Source organism: Citrobacter sp. R4, from assembly GCF_026719175.1.
GTDB classification, from domain to species: domain Bacteria; phylum Pseudomonadota; class Gammaproteobacteria; order Enterobacterales; family Enterobacteriaceae; genus Citrobacter_A; species Citrobacter_A sedlakii.
Map to the genome: position 1 here is coordinate 1 of NZ_JAPPSU010000008.1, position 23,621 is coordinate 23,621.

Here is a 23,621-nt window from a genome sequence, read left to right on the forward strand (position 1 = left end):
GTCCGGAGGGGGAGGAAATCTTCTGCGACGAACATGGCCGGGTGCGGGTGAAGTTTAACTGGGACCGGTATAACCCGGCGAACCAGGACAGCTCGTGCTGGATACGGGTGGCGCAGGCGTGGGCGGGACCGGGGTTCGGCAACCTGGCGATACCGCGGGTGGGGCAGGAGGTGATAGTGGACTTCCTGAACGGGGACCCGGACCAGCCGATAATCATGGGGCGGACGTACCATGCGGATAACCCGCCGCCGGGCGGGCTGCCGGGGACGAAGACGCAGATGACGATACGGTCGAAGACGTACAAGGGCAGCGGATTTAATGAACTGAAATTCGATGATGCGACAGGGAAAGAGCAGGTCTATATCCATGCGCAGAAGAATATGAATACCGAGGTGCTGAACAACCGTACCACCGATGTGATGAATAACCATGCAGAGACCATCGGCAACAACCAGGCGATCACCGTTACCAATAACCAGATCCAGAACGTTGGCGTCAACCAGGTGGAGACCGTGGGCAGTAACCAGGTGATCAAGGTGGGGGCAAATCAGGTGGAAACGGTGGGGATTGTCCGTGCCCTGAATGTGGGACTGGCATATCAGACCACCGTAGGCGGCATCATGAATACTTCGGTGGCGTTGATGCAGTCTTCTGAGGTTGGGATATTCAAATCACTTAATGTGGGAATGAAATACAACGTTAATGTCGGGCGTAACGTCAGCGTTAACGTGGGGAACAGCAAAACCGAAAGCACTGGTAAAACCGCTGTGTATTCCGCTGGCGAGCATCTGGAGCTGGTGTGTGGTGAGGCCCGTCTGGTACTGACGAGTGATGGAGGAATTTTTCTGAATGGTAAACATCTTGAGTTGCAGGGCGTGGACAGCATAAACGGGGATTCAAAGCTGATCAGTTGGAACTGTGGAGTAAGTAAAAATCCGCCTGAAGCATCTGAACAACAGGATAGCCCCGATCCATCGGATCTGATCATGTACTGAATAACATGACGAATTCCGGGTGACAGCAAAAACCACCGATGCTGGTTTTCGTGCTCTCCCGATACTGTGTGATTAATTTTGTGTGGAATATCTGAGGGAATATCCCCTGAAAACTGATCCGCCAGTGAGATGGCGGGTACAGTTGAATACATATTAAAGGAAGGAATAAAGATGGGCGGAAAACAGGCAGCACGTCAGGGCGACATGACCATGGTAGGCGGTCCGATAGTCCAGGGTTCGGCGGGGGTACTGATAGGTGCTCCGACGGGTGTGGCGTGCTCGGTGTGCCCGACAGGGGAGGCCAGCCCAAAGTACGGTAACCCGGTGAACCCGCTGCTGGGTGCGAAGGTGCTACCGGGAGAGACCGATATCGCGCTGCCCGGCCCGCTGCCGTTCGTGCTTTCCCGCGCCTACAGCAGTTACCGGACCCGGACGCCAGCGCCGGTGGGGCTGTGCGGACCGGGCTGGAAGCTGCCGTCAGACCTGCGGTTACAGATACGCAGCGACGGGCTGATACTGAACGACAATGGTGGCCGGAGCGTGCATTTTGAGCCTATGGCACCGGGGGAGATACAGTACAGCCGCAGCGAGTCATTCTGGATGGCGCGGGGCGGGGCGGAGTCGCAGCACAACAGCCATCCACTGTCGGCCGTGTGGGGCACGCTGCCGGAGGCGGTGCGGCTGTGTCCGCATATCTATCTGACAACGAACAGCCCGCAGGGACCGTGGTGGGTGCTGGGATGGCCTGAGCGGGTGCCAGGTGCGGATGAGGTGCTGCCTGCGCCGCTGCCACCGTACAGAGTGCTGACGGGGGTGGTGGACGGTTACGGCCGCCGTCTGGTGTACCACCGTGACGGAACGTACGGCGGTGCGGTGACGGGGGTGACGGACGGCACCGGACGATGCTACCGGCTGGTGCTGACCACGCAGGCACAGCGCGCGGCGCAGGCGGCGTCAGCGTCTTCTTCTCCATTATCTCCTGCATTTTCTCAGCCACTTTCATCTTCCTTATCTTCTCTCCACTCACCTTCCTCTTGGCCGGAGACGCTGCCTGCAACGGCATATGGGGAGGACAGCGGCGTCAGGCTGTCGGCAGTGTGGCTGGTGGAAGACCCGGCATATCCGGATGACCTGCCGTCGCAGCCGCTGGTGCTTTACGGTTACACGGCGCGCGGTGAGCTGGAGGCGATGTATGACCGCAGCGGCGCGGAGGTGAGGCGCTTTGAATATGACGCCGGACATCCGGGGAGGATGATTGCACACCGTTACGCGGGAAGACCGGCTAGCCGCTACCGGTACGATGAAGCGGGGCGGGTGACGGAGCAGGTCAACCCGGAAGGGCTGGGTTATGCGTTCGCGTATGAGAAAAACAAAATAATGGTAACGGACAGCCTGGGGCGGCGTGAGGTGCTGCACACGGAGGGCGAGGGTGGCCTGAAACGGGTGGTGATGAAGGAGCAGGCGGACGGGAGCGTTATCCGCAGCGGGTATGACGGTTCAGGGCGACTGGAATGGAGGACGGACGCGGCGGGGAGGAAGACGATATACAGTCCGGACGTGGCGACAGGGAAGCTGACGGCGGTGACGGGGCCGGACGGGAGGAAGACGAAGTACGGTTATAACGACCAGCAGCAACTGATAACCACCGTCTATCCGGACGGACGGAGCAGCACGCGGGAATATGACCGGCAGGGCCGTTTGGTGAAAACGGTGTCGCGTGAAGGGAAAGCAACAGAGTATGCGTATGGCGGCGCCCATGACACCCAGCCGTCGGTGATAAAGGACAGCACAGGTAGCCGCCGGATAAGGCGGGGGCGTAACGGTGAGGTGGTGTCGCGAACGGACTGCTCGGGTTATGAGACGCGGTATGAGTATAACCGCTATGGGCAGCAGACGGCGGTGCATTATGAGGAAGGCCTAAGTGTTTACCGGCGTTACGACCGCCGGGGCAGGCTGTCGTTAGTGAAGGACAGACTGGGTCGGGAGACGAAGTACGACTATAACGATGCAGGCGACCTGACGGCGGTAACCCGTCCGAACGGTCAGCGGCGCGTTGCGGAATATGACGTGCGTGGGCGGCTCATCAGTCTCACGGAAGGGGGACGGACGCGGCGTGCCGGATATGATGCGGCGGGGCGAGTGGTGCGGCTGGAGAACGAGAACGGCGCGGAGATGCGCTTTGTCTATGATGCGCTGAACCGAGTGACGGAGCAGCGGGGCTTCGACGGCAGGACGCAGCGGTATGATTATGATCGGAGCGGGCGGTTGGAGCGCAGTGAGGACGAAGACCTTGTCACGCACTGGCGTTACGACGCATCAGATCGGTTAATGCAGCGCACCGTCAACGGTCAGGAAGCGGAACGGTGGCAGTATGACGAACGCGGGTGGCTGACGGCGCTGAGCCACATCAGTGAAGGGCTGCGTGTGACGGTGCATTACGGTTACGATAATAAAGGCCGTCTCACCGGCGAGCGGCAGATGATCCATAACCCGGAGACGGAAGAACTGCTGTGGGCGCACAGCGTGCGGCACGGTTATAATGACCAGGGGCAGGCGGTACGGGAGGAGTATGACGGCCTGCCAGTGGCGGAGTGGCTGACGTACGGGAGCGGGCACCTGGCGGGGCTGAAGCTGGGAAACCAGCCTCTGGTGGAGTACACGCGTGACAGGCTGCACCGTGAGACGGAGCGATTGTTCGGTGCGTGGCGGATGGATACGGGCTACACGGCGGGTGGGGAGGTGGCGTACCGGCACTTGCCGGAGATGGCGCTGAACCGGGAATACCGGCATGACGAATCGGGGTTCCTGACGGGGATCGACGGTGCGGGTGAAAGCTGGCGTTACGGTTATGACGGTGCGGGAAGGCTGTCGGTAGCGGGTCTGACGACCCGGGAGATAAGGGTGGACATCCCGTATGAGACCGACGGGGCGGGAAACCGGGTGGAAGCGGGGGCGGAACGCCGGGAGGCGAACGGACTGCTGGGTGTTTTTGCGGACAACCGGGTGACGGAGGACGGGCGGTACGTGTACCGTTACGATCGGTACGGCAACTTGGTGGAGAAGGGCGAGCGCGTTCCGGCGGGGATGGTGCTCAGCGGAGATGAGCGGACGCACCATTACAGTTATGATCGTCAGCACCGTCTGGTGAGCTACCGGTGCACGGAGGGCTACAGCGGGCGGAGCATCACGGAGAGCCGGTACGTGTATGATGTGACCGGGCGGCGGGTGAGCAAAAAGGTGTGGCAGCGCGAACGCTATGCGACCGGACGTTACCACGACTACACGGCGCTGCCGGAAAACCCGGAAGTGACGTGGTACGGGTGGAGCGGGGACAGACTGGTGACGTCAGAGACGGAACGGAGCCGCATCCAGACGGTGTATGAGGGAGGCGGGTTCATGCCGCTCATCAGGGTGGAGACGGCGACAGCGGCACTGACAACGGTCCGGAGCCGGAGGAGCCTGGCGGAGAAGCTCCAGGCGGAAGGGCGTGAGGACGGGGCGAGCGTGGTGTTCCCGGCAGCGTTGGTGAGGCGGCTGGACAGCCTGGAGGCAGAGCTGCGGGCGGGGAGAGTGAGCGGTGAGAGCCGGGCGTGGCTGTCGCAGTGCGGGCTGACGGCGGAGCAGATGGCGGGGCAGATGGAGCCACGGCATGAGCCGGAAAGGAAGATACATCTTTACCACTGTGATCACCGTGGTCTGCCGGTGGCACTGGTGGATGGGGAAGGGAAGACGGCGTGGCGTGCGGAATATGATGTATGGGGAAACCGGCAGAAGGAGGAGAATCCGCAACTGCTTGAGCAGTTACTGAGACTGCCGGGTCAGCAGTATGATGAGGAATCCGGGCTGCATTATAACCGACACCGGTACTACAATCCGGGGCAGGGGCGGTATATCACGCAGGACCCGATTGGGTTGCGGGGGGGATGGAACCTGTATAAGTATCCGTTAAATCCAGTACAGCGGATCGATCCATTAGGGTTGGAAGACGAAGGCGATATATTTTCTGAATTTAACGGTGATGAAGCGGCTGCTGATGGACTGGCAAGATATCTGGAAGATCATGGTGCATCATCTGAAGAGGTGGTGACTGCGGTGGATGCCCATACCCGTGGGGTAGGAGGTTGGAACCCAGGGGCTCAGTATGTAGAATTATTAGGTATAGGTACACCTGTTATTGCTGGAACAATACTTACCGGACCCGCATCCAGTTTAGCTGCATTAGCGGATGGCTCTCTTTCATTGGGAGAGATGGCAATTGGAGGCTTGAGTTCATGTGCAGCGGTTGCTACGACAGACTATATGGATGATGGTAAGACCCCGGATATATCCGAGTTGGCGCTATGTAGTTTTGGGGGGATTTTTGGTGCAGGAAAAGGCTTTTTGGAGAAAACCGCGATGAAAATGGGAGCATCATTTTTAAGCAAGGGAACGGATATACAGGCTGGTGTGAATGCCGCTGCCAGTACGGGGGCAGAGGAGATCGTTGGGGGGGCTGCGGGGAAACTTCCTTATACTCCCGATAATTCATACGGAGATTATGTTGGTGATATTTTTTCCAGTGGGTTTGTTAAATGGTTAGAAGATGATGATGAAAAATAACGGGAAAATATTTCTATGTGTCTTATCGGTATTTTTTTTGTGGGTGTTTTATTCTAATGATACATATGGGATGCAAAAAAAAACAACAGACCAGAATAATATTTCCTGCATAAAAAAACGGGCTGATAACGGAGAGGCTGTTGCACAATTTAAGCTTGCTGAGCGTTACAGGACGGGGACAGGGATTTCTCTGAGTTATAAAGATGCAGCATATTGGTACAGACTGGCTGCTAACCAGGGGGTGCCTGAAGCTGAATATAATCTTGGCATGTTATATGCCAGAGGGGTGGGTGTAGAGCAAAACTATGAAAAAGCTTTTGAATTGTATCAAAAAGCATCGCTAAAAGGCATGGCGGAAGCTCAGGGTAATTTAGGTGTGTTATATAGTAAAGGAAACGGTGTGGCTCAGGATTATAAAAAAGCATTTTTTTGGTTCACAAAAGCCGCGAATTCCGGAGTCACTTCTGCTCAAACTGATTTAGCTTTGTTATATGATGAAACCAATAATAAAGCACAGGCTGAAAAATGGTATCGCGTAGCGGCAGCAAAGGGCGAAAAAGTTGCTCAATATTATTTAGGGAAGATTTTTTATAAAAATAAAGATTACGATGATGCTGCTTTTTGGTATGGTAAGTCAGCAGGACAAAATTTCCCAAAAGCACAAGCGGATTTGGCATTTCTCTATTATGCAGGATTAGGTGGGCTCCCTGTGAATAAGTTAAAAGCAGTTGAATTATTGAAGCAATCATCTATTCAAGGATATGCTGTCGCACAATTTAACCTTGCTTATATTTACGCGAAGGGAGAGAAGGAACTTCCCCGTGATAATAAGCAAGCGTATGCCTGGTATTCTGTTTCATATCATAATGGGCTTAAAGAAAGTGGTGCTCTAAAAGATGAAATTGCAAATAAATTTACATCAAGCGAATTTGTTGAGGCTAGTATTTTATCAAGAGAGTATATTGCAAAATACAAAACTAAACAGATGCAATAGCAATTAAATTGGTTTGTACTGTAGCGTTGTTTCTAACTAATTGTTACTGAATTTGTAATGAGATGAGCTGTAAAATATAAATGAGTTTTTACTTTGCTACTTACTTTAAATGATGATGGTTAAATATAAAGTAATTAGCAAAATATAATGTGAAATTTAACCGTGACAAAATTATTAACGGCGACAGGTTGAATAACTGATCGATAAAAAAACAAAAAAAGAGATATAAAAATGGGTGGAAAACCAGCGGCGCGTCAGGATGACATGACCATGAAGGGCGGGAAATAGTGTAGGGATCGGCGGGATTTCTGATAGGCGCACCGACGGGCGTGGTGTGTTCGGTATGTCCTAACAGCCCGATAGAAGAGGTGGACGGTCATCCGGTGAACCCGCTGCTGGGGGCGAAGGTGCTGCCGGGTGAGACGGATTTTGCGCTGCCCGGTCCCCTGCCCTTTGTCCTCACCCGCGCTTACAGCAGCTACCTGACAAAAACGCCCGCACCGTCGGGTATCTTCGGCCCCGGCTGGAAGATGGCTGCTGACATGCGCTTACAGATTTGTGGGCGTGAACTGTAAATAGACCCGTTTTAGTTCCATGCATTTTTTGAGATCCCGGCCAGATTGACCCTGGTCCAAAATCAGTACAATGCTAAATCAGAGATCTTCATCTTTTTGGATACTTCGGAAAAATTCCGCCGGAGTCATGTCATTTAATGATGAGTGCGTTCTCTCATGATTGTATGCCCTGCGCCCGTTGTCGACCCCGGTCGGGGGTTCTCATCCCCCCGGAATGTGCAATATGCGAAAAAAAAGCCCATACTTTCGTATGGGCTCTTTCTCAAATATGGCGGTGAGGGGGGATTGACTCGCTTCGCTCGCCCTGCGGGCAGCCCGTTCGCTGCGCGTCCGGTCTGTCCAACGGGCTGCGCCCGTTGTCGACCCCGGTCGGGGGTTCTCATCCCCCCGGAATGTGCAATATGCGAAAAAAAAAGCCCATACTTTCGTACGGGCTCTTTCTCAAATATGGCGGTGAGGGGGGATTGACTCGCTTCGCTCGCCCTGCGGGCAGCCCGTTCGCTGCGCGTCCGGTCTGTCCAACGGGCTGCGCCCGTTGTCGACCCCGGTCGGGGGTTCTCATCCCCCCGGAATGTGCAATATGCGAAAAAAAAAGCCCATACTTTCGTACGGGCTCTTTCTCAAATATGGCGGTGAGGGGGGGATTCGAACCCCCGATACGTTGCCGTATACACACTTTCCAGGCGTGCTCCTTCAGCCACTCGGACACCTCACCAAATTGTCGCTCCGCGTTACCGGAACGGGCGCTAATTTAGGGAAATACCGCGCCTGCGTCAATCAACTTTTCGCAAAAACCGTGCGTTTACACAAACTTCCACCAACATGCAGCTTAATTGAGCGGAAACTGCTTTTTTTGCCAGCGTCCGGGAATTTGCTATGCTGAACATCCTTTTGAAAACGATGATAATAAGTGCGCCCGATGCCGCACAACAACCCGCAGGAGTCAGTATGGATATCATTTTTTATCACCCTACGTTTGATACCCCCTGGTGGATCACCGCACTGGAAAACGCTATCCCAAACGCAAAAGTGAGGGCGTGGAAACCGGGCGATAACGATCCGGCGGACTACGCCCTGGTCTGGCATCCGCCTGTCGAAATGCTTGAAGGTCGCAGACTGAAGGCGGTATTTGCACTCGGTGCGGGAGTGGACTCGATACTCAGCAAACTCAAAGCCCATCCCAACATGCTTGACACGGCAATCCCGCTATTTCGCCTGGAAGATACCGGAATGGGCCTGCAAATGCAGGAATATGCGGTCAGTCAGGTGCTGCACTGGTTCCGACGTTTTGACGATTACCAGGCGCTTAAAAATCAGCGCCAGTGGCAACCGCTACCGGAATACAGCCGTGAGGAATTTACCGTCGGCATCATGGGGGCGGGCGTGCTGGGGGCGAAAGTCGCCGAAAGCCTGCAGGTCTGGGGATTTCCGCTACGCTGCTGGAGCCGCAGCCGCAAATCCTGGCCAGGCGTGGAGAGCTTTGCCGGAACAGAAGAGCTTGGCGCGTTTCTCAGCCAGACGCGTGTGTTAATCAACCTGTTGCCCAATACCGCAGAAACGGTCGGCATTATTAATGGCGAACTGCTGGATCAATTGCAGGACGGCGCTTATGTACTTAACCTCGCGCGGGGCGTGCATGTCAATGAAGACGATTTGTTAGACGCGCTGAACCGCGAAAAATTGAAAGGCGCCATGCTCGATGTGTTCAGTCGTGAACCGCTCCCTGCCGACAGCCCGCTATGGGCGCATCCCCGGGTGGCAATGACGCCGCATGTGGCTGCAGTGACACGTCCGGCGGAAGCCGTCGCGTATATCTCGCGCACTATTCAGCAACTCGAAAATGGCGAAACGGTCAGCGGACAGGTCGATCGCACGCGAGGTTATTAACGCCAGCCCGGCTTGCGCCGGGTTAACGCTAATAAACGTGGGCGATTCCTGCTATCCTTGTCGAAAAATGACTACAGGAGAGAGACATGTATCCCGTTGACCTGCATATGCATACCGTTGCCAGCACCCATGCCTACAGTACCCTCAGTGATTATATCGCGCAGGCGAAACGCCAGGGGCTGAAGCTGTTTGCGATCACCGATCATGGCCCGGATATGGCGGATGCGCCGCACCACTGGCATTTTATCAACATGCGTATCTGGCCGCGGCTGGTGGATGGGGTAGGGATCCTGCGAGGCATTGAAGCGAATATCAAGAATGTCGACGGTGAAATTGACTGCACCGGCCCCATGCTCACTTCACTGGATCTGATCATCGCCGGGTTTCATGAGCCGGTGTTTGCGCCACATGATGAAGCCACGCATACCCAGGCAATGATCAACACCATGGCCAGCGGTGTGGTGCATATCATTAGTCACCCGGGTAACCCAAAATATCCGGTCGATATCACCGCCATCGCCGAAGCCGCGGCAAAGTATCAGGTGGCGCTGGAAATTAACAACTCCTCCTTCCTGCACTCCCGGAAGGGCAGCGAAGCCAACTGTCGCGCCGTGGCTGCTGCGGTACGCGATGCCGGAGGTTGGGTTGCGCTGGGGTCCGATTCCCATACCGCTTTTACCATGGGCGACTTCGGTGAGTGCCGTAAGATCCTGGATGATGTGGGCTTCCCTGAAGAACGCATTTTAAACGTGACGCCGAGACGGTTGCTGAATTTCCTTGAGACCCGCGGAATGGCGCCCATTCCAGAGTTTGCAGACCTTTAATTACCACTGACTGGACGATTTTGATGAACGAGTTTTCTATCCTGTGCCGCGTGCTGGGATCGTTGTATTACCGCCAACCCCAGGATCCGTTGCTGGTTCCGCTTTTTACCCTTATTCGCGAGGGCAAGCTGTCGGCTAACTGGCCGCTTGAGCAGGACGAACTGTTAAGCCGTTTGCAGAAGAGTTGCGACATGTCGCAGCTGGCGGCGGATTATAACGCGCTGTTTGTCGGCTCGGAGTGTTCGGTGCCGCCATACCGTAGCGCATGGGTGGAAGGGGCAACGGAAGCGGAAGTGCGCGCATTTTTGTCTGCGCGCGGGATGCCGCTTGCCGATACGCCCGCCGATCATATTGGAACTCTGCTGCTGGCGGCCTCATGGCTGGAAGATCAATCAGCGGAAGATGAAAGCGAAGCGCTGGAAACCTTGTTCGCTGATTACATCCTGCCGTGGTGCGGCACTTTTCTGGGGAAAGTGGAAGCCCATGCGGTTACCCCGTTTTGGCGGACAATGGCGCCCCTTACCCGTGACGCTATCGGTGCGATGTGGGATGAATTAGAGGAAGAGTCTGGCGAGTAATGTGATCTAAATCACTTTGGTTTTGTAACGTACGAATCTTGTTGCATGATTTGTGTGCGCGATCTCATTCATCATGTCGTTTTCTGCTATGATGCGCGGCATGAACATACTTCTCTGTATTGCAATTACGACGGGCATCCTCTCCGGGATTTGGGGATGGGTGGCCGTTTCTCTTGGTTTACTGAGCTGGGCCGGTTTTTTGGGCTGTACAGCCTATTTTGCCTGCCCGCAGGGCGGACTGAAAGGCCTCGTTATCTCGGCCTCAACGCTGTTAAGCGGGGTGGTGTGGGCGTTGGTCATCATTCACGGCAGCGCACTGACGCCGCATCTTGAGATCGTTGGCTACGTCATGACTGGCGTCGTGGCGTTTCTGATGTGCATCCAGGCGAGGCAGGTGCTGTTGTCGTTTGTGCCGGGAACCTTTATTGGCGCTTGCGCCACGTTTGCCGGACAGGGCGACTGGCGGCTGGTATTGCCCTCGCTGGCGGCGGGGCTGCTGTTTGGCTTCGCGATGAAAAACAGTGGATTGTGGCTGGCTTCGCGCCGCGAAAGGCAGAATGTGCAAACGGTCATCAGTAAATGAGCAGCGCCTGATGGCGCTGCGCTGTCATCCAACAATGAAATGTTCATCATGACTCTGGCGGTACCGACATATGTCGATATTTCACCAGAATATCATTCTGCCTCTCCGCTTTGTTCTGCAAATCCCAAAGCCCACGGTCGATGCCATCGTTTATCAGGAAAATGACGCCGGTCTCTATAGCTGACATAAGACACAGCATCACCGGTTCATTGGAGGTATAGCCGATTTCGCCCTCCAGCAACCGCTGATAGTCAATGAAGCGGAATACGCCCGCCTGGACTTCATAAGACAAAATCGTCTTGCTGGTATTAACAGAGGAGAGGATCTCGCCGGTGCTGACGTTAACCACCCGCAGATTCACGGCAATCTGATCCAACTGATACTGCGTATCGGCGCCAATACCAAAATAGCGCGCCCCCGCGCCGCCCGACTTCACGTTACTCTCATAGCCGATAATCGAACCTTCAACCATAATATTCGCGGCGGTTAACGACTGAAGCGGGATCCGGTTATTGATCGCGACGGTACCGTTTTCCTGTGCGGCGCGAATGATCTTGCGTTCGTTAAGCAGATTCTGCAGCCCCTGGCGCTCAAGCGGGATAAACCAGCGGGAATCTTTTAAGGCCGTTACCAGCATTGCAGTGGCGCTCTGGGGGACCGCGGTGGAAAAGTTACTGGCCGGGTAGGGTTTAAACTGACCGGTTTCATCCTGAATGTTATAGACCGAGACGTAAATTTTGCCGGTAGGCGCAGGTAAATGCGTTAAGTCCTTATAGCTCTGCGCACGGGGCATTAATGTCGGCTTCGCCGCTTCTTTGGGCGGCGCGGTTAAACACCCGCTGAGCAATGTCACGGCGATCAAAATTATTAAGCGCTGCATGATGAATTCCTTACGCGGCTAATGCCTAGAAGTCGGTGGATTGCGACTGTAAACCTGACACTTCGATGGTCGAGGTTTTGCCTGTTTTTCGGTCCGTGACGTTTAGCTGCAATTGCCCATCCCGGTTGGCGATATCCACAATAAAATCGTTGGTCACCATTCTTCCGGGCTTACCGGTATTGATATTGGTAAGTAAGCCACCTAAAATTTGCGACTGAATTGCCTGCGTGAAATTATCCAGCGCGGACGGCGTTTCTATTCCGAAATCATCATCATAACTTGGGTCTTTGTATGAATTCTGCGCCTGTGCGCTGTTCAGTAAAAAAGAACCGTTATTAGGGTTTCCACCAAAATTGGGATTGCGGAATTGAAATGTCATATTTCCGGCCCAACTTAAGGGTGAAAAAAGCATGAGTGCAACTACTGCATGTTTGACAGACATGACAGCCTCCGGACAAGAAAGTTATTTAGAATTCATCGTGTGTTAAATCGCTGGTGCTCAATAGCGTTTTATCTATTTGCCGACGGTTTAACGCTTCTTCCGTTTGCGCAAGGGCAAAGACCACCGTTTTTTCAAAATCTCTTTTCGTTGGAAACAAAAAAGTCTGAAAAATAACATCCTGATTAACCGTTATGGTGATCCAGCTTCCCCAGCGCGCGCTGGGACGCTCGTTAATGGTTAAATTGCCTGTATACTCGCTTTCCCATTTTTCGCTGAATGCGCGATAAAAATCGTGTCCGACAGACGAAACGGTATGGTCCGTGATCAGGCCGGGCACTTCCACTTCAACAGCCTGTAGGTTCGCGTTAGCAAGCAAAAGGTGTGCGATAATCAGCCAGGTTATTGCGCGTTTCATGGGCTAGCGCCTGAGGTTATCGTTTGCCCACGACACCGCCTGAGTCCGGTTTTTAACAGCTATCTTTTTGAAAAGATTATAAAGATGCGTTTTCACCGTGTTTTCACTGATGAACAATGAGCGGGCGATTTCGATATTAGAAGCGCCAATTCGTAGCTTGTTGAGGATCTCTTTTTCACGATGCGTTAGCAGCGTTGACTCGGTACCGTTATAGCGGTAATGACCGGAATGGGTAATGAGGTAACTGGCCAGTTTCTGCGAAAAATAGCATTCGCCCCGCAGAATACACTGCAGACCATGCACCACGCGTTCTTGATCGTCGGAGACGTAAAACACACCGTTAATATGCGGCCAGCTTTCGATATCCCGGAAAGGATATTCGTCAGGCGTGTTTAATAAGAGCGTTTTTATCGCGTTGTTTTTCCTGCTTAAATTATCCTGCCAATAGTGAATAAGCTTCTTATCCGCTTCCATCATATCCACTAACACAATACCGTTAGACGAAATATCTTCCAGAGAACGCTGTATATTATGCAGTTTCCCGTTTATCGCCAGCGACTGCTTTAAATGTTGCAATAAAGCTGTTGCCTGCAGGGACGGTTTGGTTATTAACAATAATGTAGGACTATGAATACTATGGACTTCATTAAACATGATGAAACCCCACTTTTATTAGTCGCACATCTGACAGCTGCCTGATAAAAATTGAAGGCACCAGAAGTACTGACAGATGTTGCACTGCTGTGTGTAGAAAAAGAGTAGAATCAGCCCGAATGGGACAAAATAGTAATACCAATGAATGACTGCTGGATTTCAATCTAGCTATTACAAATCTTAAAGCAAGTGTTAAACGTGTAACAAGATGTAAAATTATATATTAATTTATGATCTACTGCTGAATTATACGTTCAGAATTGAGAGGAAAGTTGTACAGGGGAAAATAATTGCACACATTTAAAAAATCATACAAATTAGCTTAATCCGTTGTTTTTTAATGATATGAACTCGGATATGACGGATTGTTTCTTTCTGCGTCAATTCCAATTTGACGATCGCGCTTGCCGATCAACGTAAACCACAGAAAAACGGCGGGCCTGTAACGACTTGTTCAGCTTTTTCTGTGCCTAACGGTTTACAACGCCAGTAATGGGATCACCAGAGCGATGAATGCCGGCACCATTCAGGGTGCCGAAATGAAGCAAAAAATAATCTACGGAGCAAAACACCTGACGCAATGCGAATTCATACTTTGGTGTGAGCGAGGATAACAAAATACAACTGGTGGGTGAGTTATTTAAAATGTTTCCCCGGACATACTCTTCATCGTAACGCGGCGTTAACAAATTAGGTCTGGCGTTAACAATAATCCCTGCGGGTATTATTGAATTGATATAACGCCAGGTCCAGGGTGATAACATGAAGAAGACAGTCTTATTTGCGATATTAACAATGCTGGGCGCGCCTGGGATTGCCACCGCGACCAGTTATGACTTAGCTGGTTCGGAATATAACTTTGCGGTGAATGAATTAAGCAAATCTTCATTTAATCAGGCTGCCATAATTGGTCAGGTCGGTACGGAGAACAATGCAAAGATACGCCAGCAGGGATCTAAACTTTTATCGGTTATTTCGCAAGAAGGCGGAAATAACCGCGCAAAGGTGGAACAGTCCGGAGTGTATAACATTGCTTATATCGATCAGACGGGACAGGGCAATGATGCCAGTATTTCGCAAAATCAATACGGCAATAGCGCGATGATTATCCAGAAAGGCTCGGGTAATAAAGCGAATATTACGCAATACGGTACGCAGAAATCAGCAGTTGTTGTGCAGAGACAGTCGCATATGGCTATTCGCGTGACTCAACGCTAATACCTGAGCGACAATTAAATCAATCCGATGGGGGTTTACCATGAAACTTGTACAAGTGGCAGCATTTGCAGCAATCGTCGTTTCTGGCAGTGCGCTGGCGGGTTCCGTTCCACAATGGGGTGGCGGCGGTAATCACGGCGGCGGCAACGGTAACAGCTCTGGCCCGGAATCGACCCTGAGCATCTATCAGTCCGGGGTGAATAACGCTGCGCTTGCTCTGCAAAGCGATGCGCGTAAATCGGATACCACCATTCATCAAAATGGCGTTGCTAACGGCGCCGACGTCGGCCAGGGGGCTGACAACAGCACCATCGATCTGACCCAGAGTGGATTCCGTAACAACGCGACCATCGATCAGTGGAACGCCAAAAACTCGGATATTACTGTCAGCCAGTATGGTGGGCAGAACGCTGCGCTGGTGAACCAGACGGCGTCTGATTCCAGCGTGCTGGTGTCACAGGCTGGCTTTGGCAACAACGCGACGGCCAACCAATACTGATTCAGCCAGTCGCTGAACAATAAACAGGGCGTAAGCCCTGTTTTTTTGCGAGGTCTCTATGCAAACGGTTCTTCTTCTGGCCGCCTTGTCCAGCCAGATCACCTTTTCCACCCATCAGCAAGGCGAGGTGTACACCATTATTCCGCAGGTCACATTGATGCAACCCTGTCTCTGCCAGATACAAATTTTGACCCTTCGGGAAGGCCTCGCCGGGCGAAGCCAGTCAACGCAAAAAAAGACGCTTTCTTTACCAGCTAATCAAGCCATTGATTTGACGAAACTGAGCTTAACTATTTCACCACAGGACACCGTTAAAATAGTTGTTACTGTTTCTGACGGACAGTCACTGCATTTATCACAACAATGGCCGCCCTCTGCGACATCGTCATAAATTGCTGATTATTTGTACATTTTTGAGTGGCGGAGGTGAGTTTGCTGGACTATGAATAGAGTAACGCAGATGGCGTTACTCCCGTACCCGGCAATCGCAGCAGTAAGGGAAAACATAACCCTCAAGGATGAATGATCATTGAGGAAATTACGATGCAGCTTTCTGTCACTGTACTAAAAACCGTTTTAACTCTTAGTCTCTTTTCTCTCTTTTCCGCCGTCGCGATAGCTGATGCAGACCACCAGGGGGGCGTCATACGTTTTACCGGTCAGATTGTCGAGCCGCCATGCGAGGTGGATCGCGTTCAACACCGCTTTGCGCTGTCCTGCAATCGAGGAGGGCAAATCCACACTCAGTACTATTCACCACAGGAATTGATCAACGCCCCTCACCATTTTAAACAGATCGCGTCTGTCAGCATGCAGTACATTGATAAAAACAAAACGCTCGCGGTGATGAACATCAATTACCGTTAACAATGACAACGGAATCTCTGCACGAAAAAGGCGATTTCACTGGGTAGCCTGCTGTACACTTGAAAAAGAACGTTCTGCAAGGAGAACCTATGGAATCGCGTATTCATGTTATTCACGGCGATATCACCACCGTCGCTGTTGATGTGATCGTTAACGCCGCTAACGCGTCGCTGATGGGCGGCGGCGGGGTTGATGGAGCCATTCACCGTGCAGCCGGTCCGGAACTGCTGGAGGCCTGCATGAAGGTCCGGCAACAGCAGGGCGATTGTCCAACCGGACACGCGGTCATTACCGCTGCAGGACGTCTATCGGCGAAGGCGGTGATACATACGGTCGGCCCGGTCTGGCGCGGCGGTGAGCATAATGAAGCGCAACTGCTGCATGACGCTTACTTCAACAGTCTGAATCTGGCGCTGGCGAATGGGTATCAGTCGATTGCCTTTCCGGCCATCAGCACTGGCGTCTATGGCTATCCGCGGGCGGCGGCGGCAGAAATTGCGGTGAACACAGTTTCAGACTTCATCACCCGTCGCGCTTCACCGGAGCAGATATACTTTGTCTGTTATGACGAAGAAACTACCCGACTTTACCAGCGTTTACTCACCCAACAAGGCGACGAATGAGTTGACCCGGCTCGCGCATGCCATTATCCCTGTATGTGAGCGTCATCCGGGGAAGTGCGGCATCCTGGCGCTGGACGACAGCCTTGATGCGTTTGCGGCCCGTTATCGGCTGGCCGAAATGGCGGAGCGCACGCTCGATATCCAGTATTACATCTGGGAAAATGATATGTCAGGGCGACTCCTGTTCGCAGTCCTGCTGGCGGCGGCGAGACGCGGGGTTCACGTCCGCCTGCTGCTGGACGATAACAACACGCCTGGCCTTGACGATACGCTGCAACTGCTTGACGGCCATCCGAATATTGAAGTCCGCCTGTTTAATCCTTTCTCCTTTCGCATGCTGCGGGCGCTGGGCTATCTGACCGATTTCGCCAGACTTAACCGCCGGATGCATAATAAAAGCTTCACCGTGGATGGCGTTGTGACGCTGGTCGGCGGGCGTAACGTTGGCGATGCCTATTTTGGCGCCGGGCAGGAACCGCTGTTTTCCGATCTCGACGTAATGGCTATTGGCCCGGTGGTGCAGGATGTTGCCGATGATTTCGAGCGCTACTGGCGCTGCGGATCGGTTTCGACGCTCAAGTCTGTGCTTTCGCTTTCCGAGCAAGAGATCACTGAACGGATAGAGCTTCCGGAATCCTGGTATAACGATGAGATCACGCGCCGTTATCTGCATAAGCTGGAAACCAGCCAGTTTATGTCGCAGCTTGAACACGCCTCTCTCCCCCTGATTTGGGCGAAAACCCGGCTGCTTAGCGATGATCCGGCAAAAGGAGAGGGAAAAGCGCAGCGTCACTCGCTGTTGCCGCAGCGATTATTCGACGTGATGGGATCGCCCGAGGAGCGGATTGACATTATATCCGCCTATTTTGTGCCGACCCGGGCGGGTGTCGCTCAACTGCTGCAACTGGTGAGAAAAGGCGTCAGGATAGCGATTCTGACGAACTCGCTGGCGGCCAATGATGTTGCCGTGGTCCATGCCGGTTACGCCCGCTGGCGGAAAAAACTGTTGCGCTATGGCGTCGAATTGTACGAACTCAAGCCTACCCGGGAGCACGAAACGGTGGTGCACGATCGGGGGTTGACCGGTAATTCCGGCTCCAGCCTGCACGCTAAAACCTTCAGTATTGACGGGCGCAACGTGTTCATCGGCTCTCTCAATTTTGACCCGCGCTCGACGCTGCTGAATACCGAGATGGGATTTGTTATCGAAAGCGAGTCGCTGGCGACCCTGATTCATAAGCGCTTTACTGAAAGCCAGCGCAACGCCGCCTGGCAGTTGCGCCTCGATCGCTGGGGGCGCATTAACTGGGTCGACCACCAGAACGACCGGGAAGTCGTGCTAAAAAAAGAACCCGCAACCGGGTTCTGGAAGCGGGTTCTGGTGCGACTGGCGACCATTTTGCCTGTCGAATGGCTGCTGTAACCGGGCGGGTTTTAATTCGCCACGCTGGCGTTTTTACTCTGTTTTACCGCAGGCTTACCCGAAAAAAGGAACTTCAGCAGCGGTATGCGTAAATGAATTTCGTAGAGCGCCAGCGCAATACCTATCACAAATACCAGACCGCAAAGGAACCCGAGCAGATTGGAGGTGATATGCGGGGTAATATACGCGCCAAAGAACAGGGTCAACGGATGATGCACCAGATAGATAAACAACGAAGCATTAACAAAGTAAGTCACACGGGCGGATTGAAAATTGAGTAAGCGATGCCCTAATGAAAACACCACGTTAACCATCCACAGTCCCATCACCATGGTGATCACGTACTCCGTTTCGTACATCCAGGCGTCGCCGCTGCCGTAGCGCTGGTTCAACAGATAGGCCGCGAAGGCGAAGGCTGCGCCCAGCGTGCAGCCCCGAGACGGCCTGGTGAACAGCGCTTTGAGTTCCGGCGAAATAAACGTCAGCGCGCCGAGGAGAAAGAAAGGCACATAAAATAGCGTTTGCATGACGACGAAATTGAACATGCCATCACTGAGAATCGACGGATAAACACTAAAAATCGTTCGTCTGATTGCCGCATAACCGACCCCGGTGAATAAAAAGATCAGCGTCAGTTTTGACATCGAAAGGGTGGTGAGGCGACTTTTATTCGCCGCTGTCCATTTATTGCGCAGCAGACTAAATAGCCACAGGCTTACGGTTGTTAATATTATCAGAACCAGTAAAAACCACAGGTGGGAAATTAACTCCCAGGCCAGCGTATTATATTTGTCATACAAAGAGAGCGAGTGCCAGTTTTCCGCTTTCCCTTTCACATATTGCAACATAATAAATTGCGGCAGCGTCAGCAACGGAATAGCGGTCAGCATGGGAATGCCGACCCGCTCAACGCGCACTTTCCACCAGCGTTTAAGCGGGTAACGCAAAAATAACATGTATGAAAAATACCCTGAAATAACGAAAAAAACCTGCATACGGAATGCATGGATAAAATCGTTAAACACGGTGAGCCACCATGACGAGTCGGCGCTGTTCACGTGCCAGGTGTGGCTGGAATAGATTAACGAGATATGGAAAGGGATACCCAACAACATCAGCCAGGCGCGGATGGAGTCAAGAAAATATTCACGCTGCGCGGGTACGGAATTCATAGAGGTTTCGTATTCTCAGATTCTCAGACTAATCGCCTTATCCCTAAGACGAATAATAGTTACATTCGGGGGCAACCCTACACGAAGGACAGCAGCCTGTCTCCAGGATAAGCACGCAAAGTGAAAAAGGCTCAGACGGATGCTTAAAGCATGAGCCAGCGTGCTGAACAATACAGGGATTCAGTTGTCCTAATGCCTGATTATCCATTAAAATAGATCGGATCGATATAAGCACACAAAGGGGGAAGTGCTTACTTATTATGAAACATAAACCACAAATGATGAAAATGCGTTGGTTGGGTGCAGCCGTCATGTTCGCGTTGTCCACCACGTCTGGTTGGGCTTTCACCATCGATGACGTCGCAAAACAAGCGCAATCCTTAGCCGGTAAAGGCTATGAGGCGCCAAAAAGCAACTTGCCCTCCGTTTTCCGCGATATGAAATACGCGGACTATCAGCAGATCCAGTTTAATCGCGATAAAGCCTACTGGAGCAATATCAAGACCCCATTCAAGCTCGAGTTCTACCACCAGGGTATGTACTTCGACACCCCTGTCAAAATCAACGAAGTGACCGCGACGACGGTTAAAAGAATCAAATACAGCCCGGATTACTTCAATTTTGGCAACGTACAGCATGACAAAGACACGGTAAAGGATCTCGGATTCGCCGGTTTTAAAGTGCTGTACCCGATCAACAGCAAAGACAAAAACGATGAAATCGTCAGCATGCTTGGCGCGAGCTATTTCCGCGTACTGGGCGCCGGACAGGTTTATGGCCTGTCTGCCCGTGGGCTGGCGATTGATACCGCGCTGCCTTCAGGCGAAGAATTTCCCCGTTTCCGTGAGTTCTGGATCGAACGTCCAAAACCGACGGACAAACGCCTGACCATTTACGCGCTGCTGGACTCCCCGCGTGCGACCGGCGCCTATCGTTTTGTCATCATTCCTGGGCGCGACACCGTGGTCGACGTCCAGTCAAAAGTATATCTGCGCGACAAAGTCGGCAAACTGGGCGTTGCGCCGTTAACCAGTATGTTCCTGTTTGGGCCGAACCAGCCGTCGCCGACCACCAACTACCGCCCGGAGCTGCATGATTCTAACGGATTGTCGATCCACGCGGGCAACGGCGAATGGATCTGGCGTCCGCTGAACAACCCTAAACATCTGGCGGTGAGCAGCTTCGCGATGGAGAACCCGCAGGGCTTTGGCCTGCTGCAGCGCGGTCGCCAGTTCTCCCGTTTTGAAGATCTCGACGACCGCTACGATCTGCGTCCGAGCGCCTGGATTACGCCGAAAGGCGAATGGGGCAAAGGGAAAATTGAGCTGGTTGAAATTCCGACCAACGATGAAACCAACGATAACATCGTGGCGTACTGGACTCCGGATCAACTGCCTGAAGCGGGCAAAGAGATGAACTTCAAATACACCCTGACGTTCAGCCGCGATGAAGACAAACTTCATGCGCCGGATAACGCGTGGGTGCAGCAGACGCGCCGTTCTACCGGCGACGTCAAACAGTCGAATCTCATTCGCCAGCCTGACGGCACCATCGCGTTTATCGTGGATTTTGCCGGCACCGACATGAAAAAGCTGCCGCAGGATACCCCGGTTACCGCGCAAACCAGCATCGGCGACAACGGCGAGATCGTAGAAACTACCGTGCGTTATAACCCGGTCACCAAGGGGTGGCGTCTGACGCTGCGCGTAAAAGTGAAAGACGCGAAGAAAACCACGGAAATGCGTGCGGCGTTGGTCAACGCCGACCAGACGCTGAGTGAAACCTGGAGCTACCAGTTACCTGCCAATGAATAAGACAACTGAGTACATTGATGCAATGCCGCTCTCGGACATCGAGAAAGCGGCGCTGCCGAACACTGACATCCGCGCAGTGCATGAAGCGCTGGATGCCGAGCATCGCCGTTACTCGCGAGAAGACGATTCACCGCAGGGGTCTGTGAAAGCGCGCCTGGAGCAGGCCTGGCCGAATTCGCTGCCGGAAGGGCAACTGATCAAAGACGATGAAGGACGCGATCAGCTCCAGGCCATGCCGAAAGCCAAACGTTCGTCTATGTTTCCCGACCCGTGGCGCACTAACCCGGTTGGACGCTTCTGGGATCGTCTGCGTGGCCGTGACGTCACGCCGCGCTACCTTTCTCGTCTGACCAAAGAGGAGCAGGAAAGCGAGCAGAAATGGCGTACCGTCGGTACGATTCGTCGCTACATTTTGCTACTGCTGACCCTGGCGCAGACCGTCGTCGCCACCTGGTATATGAAGACCATTCTTCCTTATCAGGGCTGGGCGCTGATCAATCCGATGGATATGGTCGGGCAGGACCTGTGGGTTTCCTTTATGCAGCTGCTGCCGTATGTGCTGCAAACCGGGATCCTGATCCTGTTTGCGGTGCTGTTCTGTTGGGTATCCGCGGGTTTCTGGACCGCGCTGATGGGGTTCCTGCAACTGTTAATTGGCCGCGATAAGTACAGTATTTCCGCGTCCACAGTTGGCGATGAGCCGCTGAACCCTGAACACCGTACCGCGCTGATTATGCCGATCTGTAACGAAGACGTGGACCGCGTCTTTGCCGGTCTGCGGGCGACGTGGGAGTCGGTAAAGGCGACCGGCAACGCGGCGCATTTCGACGTTTACATTCTGAGCGACAGCTACAACCCCGATATCTGCGTGGCAGAGCAAAAGGCGTGGATGGAGCTGATTGCCGAAGTGCAGGGCGAAGGGCAGATCTTCTATCGTCGCCGTCGTCGTCGTGTGAAGCGTAAAAGCGGTAACATTGACGACTTCTGCCGTCGCTGGGGAAGCCAGTACAGCTACATGGTGGTGCTGGATGCTGACTCGGTCATGACCGGGGAGTGTCTCAGCGGGCTGGTGCGTCTGATGGAAGCGAACCCGAACGCCGGGATCATCCAGTCATCGCCGAAAGCCTCCGGAATGGATACCCTGTACGCCCGCTGCCAGCAGTTTGCGACGCGCGTCTACGGACCGCTGTTTACCGCCGGTCTGCACTTCTGGCAACTGGGGGAATCGCACTACTGGGGCCACAATGCCATTATTCGCGTGAAGCCGTTTATCGAGCATTGCGCGCTGGCGCCGCTGCCGGGCGAAGGGTCGTTTGCGGGCTCCATTCTGTCTCACGACTTCGTGGAAGCGGCGCTGATGCGTCGTGCAGGCTGGGGCGTGTGGATCGCCTACGATTTACCCGGTTCGTATGAAGAGCTGCCGCCGAACCTGCTTGACGAACTGAAACGTGACCGCCGCTGGTGTCACGGCAACCTGATGAACTTCCGTCTGTTCCTGGTAAAAGGGATGCACCCGGTGCATCGCGCCGTGTTCCTGACCGGGGTGATGTCGTATCTGTCGGCGCCGCTGTGGTTTATGTTCCTGGCGCTGTCAACGGCCCTTCAGGTGGTGCACGCGTTGACGGAACCGCAATACTTCCTGCAACCGCGTCAGCTGTTCCCGGTGTGGCCGCAGTGGCGTCCGGAACTGGCGATTGCGCTGTTTGCCTCCACGATGGTGCTGCTGTTCTTACCGAAGCTGCTGAGTATTCTGCTTATCTGGTGCAAAGGCACCAAAGAATACGGTGGGTTTATTCGGGTCACGCTGTCGCTGCTGCTTGAGGTGCTGTTTTCGGTGCTGCTGGCGCCGGTGCGTATGCTGTTCCATACCGTGTTTGTGGTCAGCGCCTTCCTGGGATGGGAAGTGGTCTGGAACTCGCCGCAGCGTGATGATGACTCTACCCCGTGGGGCGAGGCGTTTATGCGCCACGGTTCGCAACTGCTGCTCGGTCTGGTCTGGGCGGTGGGCATGGCGTGGTTGGATCTGCGCTTCCTGTTCTGGCTGGCGCCGATTGTGTTCTCGCTGATCCTGTCGCCGTTCGTGTCGGTGATATCCAGCCGTTCGACGGTGGGTCTGCGCACCAAACGCTGGAAGCTGTTCCTGATCCCCGAGGAGTATTCACCGCCGCAGGTGCTGGTCGATACCGATAAGTACCTGGTGATGAACCGTAACCGTTCGCTGGATGATGGCTTTATGCATGCGGTGTTTAACCCGTCGTTTAACGCCCTCGCCACCGCTATGGCGACCGCGCGTCACCGCGCCAGCCAGGTGCTGGAGATCGCCCGTGACCGCCACGTTGAGCAGGCGCTGAACGAAACGCCGGAAAAACTCAACCGCGACCGCCGTCTGGTGCTGTTGAGCGATCCCGTGACAATGGCGCGCCTGCATTATCGGGTGTGGAATTCACCTGAGCGATATTCCTCCTGGGTAAATTATTATCAGGGGATTACGCTTAACCCGCAGGCGCTACGTAAACCGTAATGCGCTGTTGCCGGATGCTGCTTCGCGTATCCGGCATCATGCAGTGTTAAATACCGGC

20 protein-coding genes, 1 tRNA gene and 1 pseudogene are annotated in these 23,621 nt (G+C 53.6%); 16 read left to right on the top strand and 6 right to left on the bottom strand.

The window, feature by feature from the left end; translation table 11 throughout:
• The 4 genes and pseudogenes from OOJ60_RS16460 to OOJ60_RS16475 form a co-directional block, all read left to right on the top strand.
• A partial coding sequence (locus tag OOJ60_RS16460; RefSeq protein WP_205612137.1) for a type VI secretion system Vgr family protein occupies positions 1-995 on the top strand: 995 nt, incomplete at its 5' end.
• 171 nt (positions 996-1,166) lie between these two features.
• Positions 1,167-5,594, top strand: a complete 4,428-nt coding sequence (locus tag OOJ60_RS16465; protein ID WP_205612136.1) for an RHS repeat-associated core domain-containing protein — start codon at positions 1,167-1,169, stop codon at positions 5,592-5,594.
• On the top strand, positions 5,578-6,588 hold the full coding sequence (locus OOJ60_RS16470; protein ID WP_205612135.1) for a tetratricopeptide repeat protein: 1,011 nt from the start codon (positions 5,578-5,580) through the stop codon (positions 6,586-6,588). Before OOJ60_RS16465 ends, OOJ60_RS16470 begins: the two co-directional genes overlap by 17 nt.
• Positions 6,589-6,819: 231 nt before the next feature.
• Positions 6,820-7,160, top strand: a pseudogene (locus OOJ60_RS16475) (DUF6531 domain-containing protein); the annotation flags it as partial.
• 630 nt (positions 7,161-7,790) lie between these two features.
• Here OOJ60_RS16475 and OOJ60_RS16480 read toward each other — a convergent pair.
• Positions 7,791-7,878: transfer RNA gene (locus tag OOJ60_RS16480), tRNA-Ser, on the bottom strand.
• 233 nt (positions 7,879-8,111) lie between these two features.
• Here OOJ60_RS16480 and ghrA point away from each other — a divergent pair.
• The 4 genes from ghrA to OOJ60_RS16500 all read left to right on the top strand — a co-directional run bounded on the left by ghrA (position 8,112) and on the right by OOJ60_RS16500 (position 11,035).
• A complete protein-coding gene (ghrA, locus tag OOJ60_RS16485) occupies positions 8,112-9,050 on the top strand; it encodes a glyoxylate/hydroxypyruvate reductase GhrA (RefSeq protein ID WP_205612134.1) in 939 nt (312 codons plus the stop codon).
• Between the two features lie 86 nt (positions 9,051-9,136).
• A complete protein-coding gene (locus OOJ60_RS16490) occupies positions 9,137-9,874 on the top strand; it encodes a phosphatase (protein ID WP_181823029.1) in 738 nt (245 codons plus the stop codon).
• Between the two features lie 23 nt (positions 9,875-9,897).
• The gene (locus OOJ60_RS16495) at positions 9,898-10,452 is read left to right on the top strand and encodes a TorD/DmsD family molecular chaperone (RefSeq protein ID WP_205612133.1); all 555 of its coding nucleotides are present in this window, start codon (positions 9,898-9,900) and stop codon (positions 10,450-10,452) included.
• Between the two features lie 100 nt (positions 10,453-10,552).
• Positions 10,553-11,035 carry a DUF1097 domain-containing protein gene (locus tag OOJ60_RS16500; protein ID WP_205612132.1) on the top strand — a complete coding sequence of 161 codons (483 nt, stop codon included), beginning with the start codon at positions 10,553-10,555 and terminating at the stop codon, positions 11,033-11,035.
• Positions 11,036-11,081: 46 nt separating this feature from the next.
• Here OOJ60_RS16500 and csgG read toward each other — a convergent pair whose 3' ends face one another.
• From csgG to csgD, 4 genes are read right to left on the bottom strand one after another with little or no spacing between them, the layout of a single operon-like run.
• Positions 11,082-11,915, bottom strand: coding sequence for a curli production assembly/transport protein CsgG (csgG, locus tag OOJ60_RS16505; protein ID WP_042283829.1), 834 nt, complete (start codon positions 11,913-11,915; stop codon positions 11,082-11,084).
• 25 nt (positions 11,916-11,940) lie between these two features.
• Positions 11,941-12,357, bottom strand: a complete 417-nt coding sequence (gene csgF / locus OOJ60_RS16510) for a curli production assembly/transport protein CsgF (RefSeq protein WP_205612131.1) — start codon at positions 12,355-12,357, stop codon at positions 11,941-11,943.
• A 25-nt stretch (positions 12,358-12,382) separates the two neighbouring features.
• A complete protein-coding gene (gene csgE / locus OOJ60_RS16515) occupies positions 12,383-12,772 on the bottom strand; it encodes a curli production assembly/transport protein CsgE (protein ID WP_199957792.1) in 390 nt (129 codons plus the stop codon).
• 3 nt (positions 12,773-12,775) lie between these two features.
• Complete coding sequence (gene csgD, locus OOJ60_RS16520) at positions 12,776-13,426, bottom strand: biofilm master transcriptional regulator CsgD (protein WP_042283821.1); 651 nt, start codon at positions 13,424-13,426, stop codon at positions 12,776-12,778.
• Between the two features lie 762 nt (positions 13,427-14,188).
• On the opposite strand from csgD, the gene csgB reads away from it, so the two are divergent.
• The 6 genes from csgB to OOJ60_RS16550 all read left to right on the top strand — a co-directional run bounded on the left by csgB (position 14,189) and on the right by OOJ60_RS16550 (position 18,056).
• A complete protein-coding gene (gene csgB, locus OOJ60_RS16525) occupies positions 14,189-14,644 on the top strand; it encodes a curli minor subunit CsgB (RefSeq protein WP_205612130.1) in 456 nt (151 codons plus the stop codon).
• A 40-nt stretch (positions 14,645-14,684) separates the two neighbouring features.
• The gene (gene csgA / locus OOJ60_RS16530; RefSeq protein ID WP_042283817.1) at positions 14,685-15,143 is read left to right on the top strand and encodes a curli major subunit CsgA; all 459 of its coding nucleotides are present in this window, start codon (positions 14,685-14,687) and stop codon (positions 15,141-15,143) included.
• 58 nt (positions 15,144-15,201) lie between these two features.
• The gene (gene csgC / locus OOJ60_RS16535; RefSeq protein WP_205612129.1) at positions 15,202-15,534 is read left to right on the top strand and encodes a curli assembly chaperone CsgC; all 333 of its coding nucleotides are present in this window, start codon (positions 15,202-15,204) and stop codon (positions 15,532-15,534) included.
• A 131-nt stretch (positions 15,535-15,665) separates the two neighbouring features.
• The gene (locus tag OOJ60_RS16540) at positions 15,666-16,010 is read left to right on the top strand and encodes a type 1 fimbrial protein (RefSeq protein WP_205612128.1); all 345 of its coding nucleotides are present in this window, start codon (positions 15,666-15,668) and stop codon (positions 16,008-16,010) included.
• Between the two features lie 89 nt (positions 16,011-16,099).
• Positions 16,100-16,633 carry an O-acetyl-ADP-ribose deacetylase gene (gene ymdB, locus OOJ60_RS16545; RefSeq protein WP_205612127.1) on the top strand — a complete coding sequence of 178 codons (534 nt, stop codon included), beginning with the start codon at positions 16,100-16,102 and terminating at the stop codon, positions 16,631-16,633.
• Positions 16,575-18,056 carry a phospholipase D family protein gene (locus OOJ60_RS16550; RefSeq protein ID WP_082636899.1) on the top strand — a complete coding sequence of 494 codons (1,482 nt, stop codon included), beginning with the start codon at positions 16,575-16,577 and terminating at the stop codon, positions 18,054-18,056. The genes ymdB and OOJ60_RS16550 overlap by 59 nt, the downstream gene beginning before the upstream one ends.
• Before the next feature lie 11 nt (positions 18,057-18,067).
• Here the strand turns inward: OOJ60_RS16550 and mdoC are convergent, their stop codons facing one another.
• A complete protein-coding gene (gene mdoC / locus OOJ60_RS16555) occupies positions 18,068-19,228 on the bottom strand; it encodes a glucans biosynthesis protein MdoC (RefSeq protein ID WP_205612126.1) in 1,161 nt (386 codons plus the stop codon).
• Between the two features lie 278 nt (positions 19,229-19,506).
• Here mdoC and mdoG point away from each other — a divergent pair, with 278 nt between their 5' ends.
• A complete protein-coding gene (gene mdoG, locus OOJ60_RS16560) occupies positions 19,507-21,042 on the top strand; it encodes a glucans biosynthesis protein MdoG (protein ID WP_205612125.1) in 1,536 nt (511 codons plus the stop codon).
• Positions 21,035-23,563 carry a glucans biosynthesis glucosyltransferase MdoH gene (gene mdoH, locus OOJ60_RS16565; RefSeq protein WP_042283804.1) on the top strand — a complete coding sequence of 843 codons (2,529 nt, stop codon included), beginning with the start codon at positions 21,035-21,037 and terminating at the stop codon, positions 23,561-23,563. Before mdoG ends, mdoH begins: the two co-directional genes overlap by 8 nt.
• The last annotated feature ends 58 nt before the right edge of the window (positions 23,564-23,621 follow it).

Coding starts and splice junctions, on each gene's coding strand:
- OOJ60_RS16465 (WP_205612136.1), top strand. CDS start 1,167: ATGGGCGGAAAACAGGCAGCACGTCAGGGCGACATGACCATGGTAGGC.
- OOJ60_RS16470 (WP_205612135.1), top strand. CDS start 5,578: ATGATGATGAAAAATAACGGGAAAATATTTCTATGTGTCTTATCGGTA.
- ghrA (WP_205612134.1), top strand. CDS start 8,112: ATGGATATCATTTTTTATCACCCTACGTTTGATACCCCCTGGTGGATC.
- OOJ60_RS16490 (WP_181823029.1), top strand. CDS start 9,137: ATGTATCCCGTTGACCTGCATATGCATACCGTTGCCAGCACCCATGCC.
- OOJ60_RS16495 (WP_205612133.1), top strand. CDS start 9,898: ATGAACGAGTTTTCTATCCTGTGCCGCGTGCTGGGATCGTTGTATTAC.
- OOJ60_RS16500 (WP_205612132.1), top strand. CDS start 10,553: ATGAACATACTTCTCTGTATTGCAATTACGACGGGCATCCTCTCCGGG.
- csgG (WP_042283829.1), bottom strand. CDS start 11,915: ATGCAGCGCTTAATAATTTTGATCGCCGTGACATTGCTCAGCGGGTGT.
- csgF (WP_205612131.1), bottom strand. CDS start 12,357: ATGTCTGTCAAACATGCAGTAGTTGCACTCATGCTTTTTTCACCCTTA.
- csgE (WP_199957792.1), bottom strand. CDS start 12,772: ATGAAACGCGCAATAACCTGGCTGATTATCGCACACCTTTTGCTTGCT.
- csgD (WP_042283821.1), bottom strand. CDS start 13,426: ATGTTTAATGAAGTCCATAGTATTCATAGTCCTACATTATTGTTAATA.
- csgB (WP_205612130.1), top strand. CDS start 14,189: ATGAAGAAGACAGTCTTATTTGCGATATTAACAATGCTGGGCGCGCCT.
- csgA (WP_042283817.1), top strand. CDS start 14,685: ATGAAACTTGTACAAGTGGCAGCATTTGCAGCAATCGTCGTTTCTGGC.
- csgC (WP_205612129.1), top strand. CDS start 15,202: ATGCAAACGGTTCTTCTTCTGGCCGCCTTGTCCAGCCAGATCACCTTT.
- OOJ60_RS16540 (WP_205612128.1), top strand. CDS start 15,666: ATGATCATTGAGGAAATTACGATGCAGCTTTCTGTCACTGTACTAAAA.
- ymdB (WP_205612127.1), top strand. CDS start 16,100: ATGGAATCGCGTATTCATGTTATTCACGGCGATATCACCACCGTCGCT.
- OOJ60_RS16550 (WP_082636899.1), top strand. CDS start 16,575: ATGACGAAGAAACTACCCGACTTTACCAGCGTTTACTCACCCAACAAG.
- mdoC (WP_205612126.1), bottom strand. CDS start 19,228: ATGAATTCCGTACCCGCGCAGCGTGAATATTTTCTTGACTCCATCCGC.
- mdoG (WP_205612125.1), top strand. CDS start 19,507: ATGATGAAAATGCGTTGGTTGGGTGCAGCCGTCATGTTCGCGTTGTCC.
- mdoH (WP_042283804.1), top strand. CDS start 21,035: ATGAATAAGACAACTGAGTACATTGATGCAATGCCGCTCTCGGACATC.